This window comes from Rhodopseudomonas sp. (assembly GCF_048594845.1).
Classification (GTDB): Bacteria; Pseudomonadota; Alphaproteobacteria; order Rhizobiales; family Xanthobacteraceae; genus Rhodopseudomonas.
On the sequence record NZ_JBMDXE010000386.1, the window covers coordinates 1 to 5,668 of the forward strand.

Sequence of the window (5,668 nt, forward strand, 5' to 3'; positions counted from 1 at the left end):
GTGGCGGGGGGGGGCGGGGTGGCGCGCCTCGCCCCAACCCGCCGGGCCCCCCCCCCCCCCCCCCCCCCCCCCCAACGGGGGAGGGGAGCGGATGCACCGCGTTTTTGAGACGTCGGCCCGGGGGACTACACGCTCGCCAGCTCGGGCAGCACGAAGGGGCTTCCAGCTGGGTCGGTGCGGATGTTGAGCGCGACGTCGAATACGCGGGCGATCAGCTCCGGCTGCATCACGGCGGCCGGTGTGCCGTCGGCGGCGAGGTGGCCGGCGTGGAGCATCAGGATGCGATCGGCGAAGCGGACCGCGAGATTGAGATCGTGCAGGATGGCGATCACCGTGGTCCCGTTTCGGGCGCAGCGTCGTGCGGTCTGGGCGAGGTCGAGCTGGTGGCGGATGTCGAGGCTCGAGGTCGGCTCGTCGAGTAGCAACACACCGGGGCCGCGCGCGGCTTCGCTGGTCCAGAGCTGCACCAGCACGCGGGCGAAATGTGCGCGCTGCTGTTCGCCGCCGGACAGCGTGGTGATGTCGCGAGCGCGGAAGTCGGCGAGGCCGACCTCCTGAAGCGCGGCATCGATCGCCGCCTGCGCGGCACGGCCGGTCAGCTCGCCGGCGCCCATCCGGACGATTTCGTCCACGGTGAACGGGAAGCTGATGCTGATGTGCTGCGCCAGCACGGCGCGGCGTTCGGCGAGGTCTCGCGGCGGATAGGACGAGAGCTCGCGTCCGCCGAGCCGGATCGCGCCGGAAGTCGGCCGCAGGTCGCCCGACAGCATCCGCAGCAGCGTCGATTTGCCGGCGCCGTTGGGGCCGACGATGGCGATCAGTTCGCCCTGCGCGATATCGCAATCGATGCGGTCGACCAACGTCGCGCCGCCGGTCGCAAAGCTCGCCCCGATCGCTTGCAGCCGCGCGCTCACAGGCCGACCAGCTTGCGCTGCCGCAGCAAGAGCCCGAGAAAGAACGGCGCGCCGATCGCGGCGGTGAGGATGCCGATCGGCATTTCGGCAGGCGCCACGATGGTGCGCGCCACGGTGTCGGCCGCGACCAGCATGGCGGCGCCGAGACAGGCCGAGGCCGGCAGCAGCAGCCGATGAGACGGGCCGATCACCAGCCGCAGCAGATGCGGCACGACGATGCCGACGAAGCCGATCACGCCGCAGATCGACACCGCGACGCCGGTCATCGACGACACCAGCACGATCGACAGTAGTTTCAGCCGCTCGACATCGACGCCGGTGTGAAACGCCTCGGACTCGCCGAGCACCAGCAGGTCGAGATGTCGCGCGACCTTCACGAACACCAGGAGAGCCAGCGCCAGCACCAGCGCGCAGGACGATGCTTTCGCCCAGCTCGCGCCGCTGAGCGAGCCCATCATCCAGAAGGTGATGTCGCGCAGCTGGCGGTCGTCGGCCAGAAACACCAGCACGCCGATGCCCGCATTGGCGATCGCCGCGATGGCGATACCGGCGAGCAGGAACAGCGCGATCGAGGTGCGGCCGGCGCGGCTGGCGATGCGATACAGCAGGATCGTGGTGGCGAGCGATCCGCCGAACGCGGCAATCGGCAACAGATGATCTTGCAGGAAACGCAGCTGAGGGCCGAGTAGTTGATCGAGCAGCACGATCGACACCGCTGCGGCGAGTGCGCCGCCGCTGGCGACGCCGACCAGCGCCGGGTCGGCCAGCGGATTGCGAAACAGCCCCTGCATCAGCGTGCCGGAGGCGGCGAGCAGCGCGCCGATGATCCCCGCGGTGACGATGCGCGGCAGCCGGATCGACCACAACACCATCTGGTCGCGTAGCGCCGGTGCGTTGCCCTGCGCATCGTGCAGCAGCAGCGCGGCGGGCAGCCGCGACAGCGGAATTCCGGCGGCGCCGACGGTCAGTGCCGTCGCGGCAGCGATCAGGAGCAGGATGAGCAGCACCGCGAGCGTCGCGCCGGCACGCGGCCGGAACGATCGCGCGGCGCGCCTGCGGCCGATCTCCATCACGCTCATGAGCGGCAGTCGGCGCTCGCCGCCTTCGGGCTGAAGCCGCCGGCCTGCGGCGCGAGCTGCGGATACAGCGCGGCGGCGACGTCGCGCGCAGCGGCGGGCGTGCGCGGGCCGAAGCCGAGCAGATACAGCCCGTCCATCACCAGGAAAACGCGGTTGGCGCCGGCCGGCGTCAGCGCGAAGGCCGGATGCGCATAGAAGGCGTCGGCCTCGAACGAATCGCGGCTGCGCCGGATGGTGATCACCGCGTCGGGTTTGGCAGCGACGATCGCCTCGTCGTTGATGGTCTTGTAGCCGTCATAGCCGTCGATGGCGTTGACGCCGCCGGACAGTTCGATGATCTCGTTGGCAGCGGTGTTGCGGCCGGCCGCCATCGCCAGGCCGTTGACCAGCGACATCACGAACATCACCCGCGCCGGCTTGGTGATCCTGGCGCGCAGCAACCGGAGCTGATCGAAGTCCTGCGCCACTGCATTGGCAAGGCACGTCGCGCCGGAATCGGCTTGCATGGCGTGGCCGATCAGCCGGATCTTGTCGAGCAGGCCCTGCTCGGTGAAGGTCTCGGGGATCGACACCAGCGGAATCTTCGCGGCTTCGAGCGCCTGCATGGTCTGCTTCGGGCCGGCGCTGTCCATAGCCAGGATAAGCGTCGGATTCAGCCCGATCACGCCCTCGGCGGAGAGCTGCCGCAAGTAACCGACGTTCGGTTTGGTCTTCACCGCTTCGGGCGGAAACGTGCTGGTCGAATCCACGCCGACGATCCGCTGGTCGAGGCCGAGCGCGACCAGCACTTCGGTGATGGCGCCGCCGACCGCGACGGTGCGCGAGGAGTCGCTGATCATCACGTCGCGGCCATGCGCGTCGCGCACCACCGGGCCGCCCCCGTGAGCGGGCAGCGGCAGCGCGAGTGTTGCGGCCAGCAGCGCTGCGCCGAGCAGGGCCGCGCTGGTCATTTGGTGAGAATCAGCTTGTTCTGCGACGTCAGGCGCAGCCGATATCTGTCGTCGCCATGCGCGATCACGATCTCGCGGCCGAGCGAAAACAGGTCGCGGCTCTCGACCTGATTGTCGATCATCATAATGGCGCGCCGGCTGACCTGGTCCTGCGGGCCGGCCGATGCCGGGTCGCTCTGTGCTGCGCGTTCGATCATGAGTCCGTCGCCGATCAGTTGAACTATCAGCGGCCGTTATAGGATCATCCCGCGGGAATGTGTCTTATAATCACTTTAAACGTGTGGTGCGTCGCTTGACGCATCACGGGGGCGGCTTCAAGTTCGCCGCATCGGTGATCGTCAGGCGGTCACCTTGTAGTTCGGCCAGCCAGCTCCCTGCGACACGCAGCGCCCGCCAGCTCCTCATTGAAGTTGTGATCGGAATCAGGATGGTCGTGCCGGCCAGCACCTGCGCGGCGCTGCGTTCGCCGGCGCATCGCTGCCGCACGCCTCGAGGCGGAGCGGGGACGATGACGCGGATGTTGAAGGCTCAGATGGGCGGCCGATCGTCGCAGGTCGGGCACGGACGGCATCCGGCGCATGGCGCCGCGGTGCGCGTCAGTGATTACTTCGTGCGCGTGGGTTGCGATCCGCTCACCGAAGCGTTCGAGCGGCGCTCGTTCTCGCCGCCATGGCGCGGCAGTCGGCCGGTCGATGCGGAGAATGTCGACACGGTGATGCAGCGCGTGTTCGCGACGCCGCGCGAGCAGACCGCAGTGGCGTATCTGCATGTGCCGTTCTGCCAGACGCATTGTCTGTTCTGCGGCTTCTTCCAGAACGTCTGGCGGCCCGAGGCCGGGCCGGCCTATGTGGACGATCTGCTCACTGAACTCGCCGCCAAGGCGCAGACGCCGCTGGTGGGATCGGCGCCGATCGACGCGGTGTATATCGGCGGCGGCACGCCGTCGGCACTGGCGGCCGACGATCTGGCGCGGCTGGTCGAAGGGCTGCATCGCTATCTGCCGCTTACCAGCGACTGCGAAATCACGCTGGAAGGCCGCTCGTTCGGCTTCGACGTCGCCAAGGCCGCGAAAGTAGCTGATGCCGGGGTGACACGGCTGTCGATCGGCGTGCAGACATTTGCCACCGAGGTCCGGCGGCGGCTCGGCCGCAAGCTCGCCGGTCCGGAGGTGGGGCTGTTCCTCGCCGAGCTGGTGGCGCTCGGCCGCACCGCGGTGGTGTGCGATCTGATCTACGGGTTGCCCGGCCAGACGCGCAGCGACTGGAGTCGCGATATCGAGACCGTCGACGAGATCGGGCTCGACGGCGTCACGCTCTACGCGCTCAACATGTTTCCGGGCGGGCCGATGGCGATGGCGGTCGAGAAGGGCAAGCTGCCGGCGCCGCCGACCGCGGGCGGACAGGCGCGGATCTATGCGGACGCGGTGGAGCGGCTGACGGCGCTCGGCTGGCTGCAGGTGTCGCAGTCGCATCTGGTGCGGTCGGCGCGGGAGTTCAATCGCTACAATTCGTCGATCAAGCGCGGCGTCACCTGCCTGCCGTTCGGCGCGGGCGCCGGCGGACAGGCGCATGGTGTGCGCTGGCGCAACGTCATCGACCTGGCGCAGCGCCGCGACATGCTCGTGCAAGGGCGGCAACCGGTCGACAGCGTCGCGCTGGTGCCGGCCGATCATGCGGCGCATGCGATGATCGCGGCGGGGCTGGAATCCGGCCAGCTCGATCTCGCCGCGGTCGAGAGCATCCGCCCCGGCTTCCGCGTCGCGGTGGCGCCGCTACTGGCGAATTGGACGGCGGCCGGGCTCGGCGACCTCAGCGGCGACGGCTTCCGGCCGAGTTGCGCCGGCTCGTTCTGGATCAGCAACCTGACCAGCGGTCTGCTGGCGGGGCTGCAATCCGCCGCGCTCGGCGATGCGCACGGCTGCGGCATCGCGTAGGATCGCTCCGCAATGACGAAGCGCGGGAGCGACGCATGAAGATCCTGATATTCGGCGCGACCGGCCGCACTGGCCGCCACCTGGTGGCGCAAGCCGCCGCGCGCGGCTGGACCGTCCACGCCGCCGGCCGCGACTCAGAGCGACTGCTCGACCTCGTCGGCGCGGCCGATGCGTCGGTGGTCGATCTCGGCGATCCGGCTGCGGTCGCCGAAGCGGTGAAGCGCGCGTCGCCGGAGGTGATCGTCTCGACGGTCGGCGGCGCGGGACCGGACTGCTGGCGAGTGGATGAAGCCGGCAATGACGCGATCTCGGATGCGGCGGTGCAGTGCGGCGTCCGCCGCGTCGTGCAGATCTCGTCGCTCGGCTGCGGCGACAGCCGGCCGTTCGCGTCGGAGCGGATCGTCGCGGCAATCGGCCCGGCGCTCGACGCCAAGACCCGCGCCGAGGATCATCTGCGCGCGCTCGACCTCGACTGGATCATCATCCGCCCCGGCGGCCTGACCGAGGGCGAGCCGACCGGCAGCGGTGCGCTCTACGCCGATCCACGCGTCCACGGCCGCATCACCCGCGCCGACCTCGCCGAGCTGACGCTCCGCGTCATCGCATCGCCGGCGACCACGCGGCTGATCCTCTCCGCCGTCGACCGCACGACGCTGCCGGCCGAGCCGGCGGATATCCGCGAATTCGTTGTCGCCGTCTGAGACGTCAGCGAATTAGTAGACCTACAACATTCGCCCTGACTCTCCCCACGTCATGGCCGGGCTCGTCCCGGCCATCCACGCCTTGAAGCAC

At 69.5% G+C, this 5,668-nt stretch carries 6 protein-coding genes; 2 read left to right on the top strand and 4 right to left on the bottom strand.

Going from position 1 to position 5,668, the window contains the following annotated elements:
• Nucleotides 1–125: 125 nt before the first annotated feature.
• The 4 genes from ACOJTD_RS26385 to ACOJTD_RS26400 are packed head-to-tail and all read right to left on the bottom strand — an operon-like array spanning nt 126 to nt 3,140.
• Nucleotides 126–914 (bottom strand): heme ABC transporter ATP-binding protein, encoded by a 789-nt coding sequence (locus ACOJTD_RS26385; RefSeq protein ID WP_420135800.1) that lies wholly within the window; start codon nt 912–914, stop codon nt 126–128.
• Complete coding sequence (locus tag ACOJTD_RS26390) at nt 911–1,993, bottom strand: FecCD family ABC transporter permease (protein WP_420135801.1); 1,083 nt, start codon at nt 1,991–1,993, stop codon at nt 911–913. Before ACOJTD_RS26390 ends, ACOJTD_RS26385 begins: the two co-directional genes overlap by 4 nt.
• Nucleotides 1,990–2,943 (bottom strand): heme/hemin ABC transporter substrate-binding protein, encoded by a 954-nt coding sequence (locus ACOJTD_RS26395; protein WP_420135802.1) that lies wholly within the window; start codon nt 2,941–2,943, stop codon nt 1,990–1,992. The genes ACOJTD_RS26390 and ACOJTD_RS26395 overlap by 4 nt, the downstream gene beginning before the upstream one ends.
• Nucleotides 2,940–3,140: a hemin uptake protein HemP gene (locus tag ACOJTD_RS26400; protein WP_420135803.1), complete on the bottom strand. Its 201-nt coding sequence runs from the start codon at nt 3,138–3,140 to the stop codon at nt 2,940–2,942. The genes ACOJTD_RS26395 and ACOJTD_RS26400 overlap by 4 nt, the downstream gene beginning before the upstream one ends.
• A 311-nt stretch (nt 3,141–3,451) precedes the next feature.
• On the opposite strand from ACOJTD_RS26400, the gene hutW reads away from it, so the two are divergent.
• Nucleotides 3,452–4,876, top strand: a complete 1,425-nt coding sequence (hutW, locus tag ACOJTD_RS26405) for a heme anaerobic degradation radical SAM methyltransferase ChuW/HutW (protein ID WP_420135804.1) — start codon at nt 3,452–3,454, stop codon at nt 4,874–4,876.
• Nucleotides 4,877–4,911: 35 nt separating this feature from the next.
• A complete protein-coding gene (locus ACOJTD_RS26410) occupies nt 4,912–5,577 on the top strand; it encodes an NAD(P)-dependent oxidoreductase (RefSeq protein ID WP_420135805.1) in 666 nt (221 codons plus the stop codon).
• The last annotated feature ends 91 nt before the right edge of the window (nt 5,578–5,668 follow it).

Coding starts and splice junctions, on each gene's coding strand:
- ACOJTD_RS26390 (WP_420135801.1), bottom strand. CDS start 1,993: ATGAGCGTGATGGAGATCGGCCGCAGGCGCGCCGCGCGATCGTTCCGG.
- ACOJTD_RS26395 (WP_420135802.1), bottom strand. CDS start 2,943: ATGACCAGCGCGGCCCTGCTCGGCGCAGCGCTGCTGGCCGCAACACTC.
- ACOJTD_RS26400 (WP_420135803.1), bottom strand. CDS start 3,140: ATGATCGAACGCGCAGCACAGAGCGACCCGGCATCGGCCGGCCCGCAG.
- hutW (WP_420135804.1), top strand. CDS start 3,452: ATGACGCGGATGTTGAAGGCTCAGATGGGCGGCCGATCGTCGCAGGTC.
- ACOJTD_RS26410 (WP_420135805.1), top strand. CDS start 4,912: ATGAAGATCCTGATATTCGGCGCGACCGGCCGCACTGGCCGCCACCTG.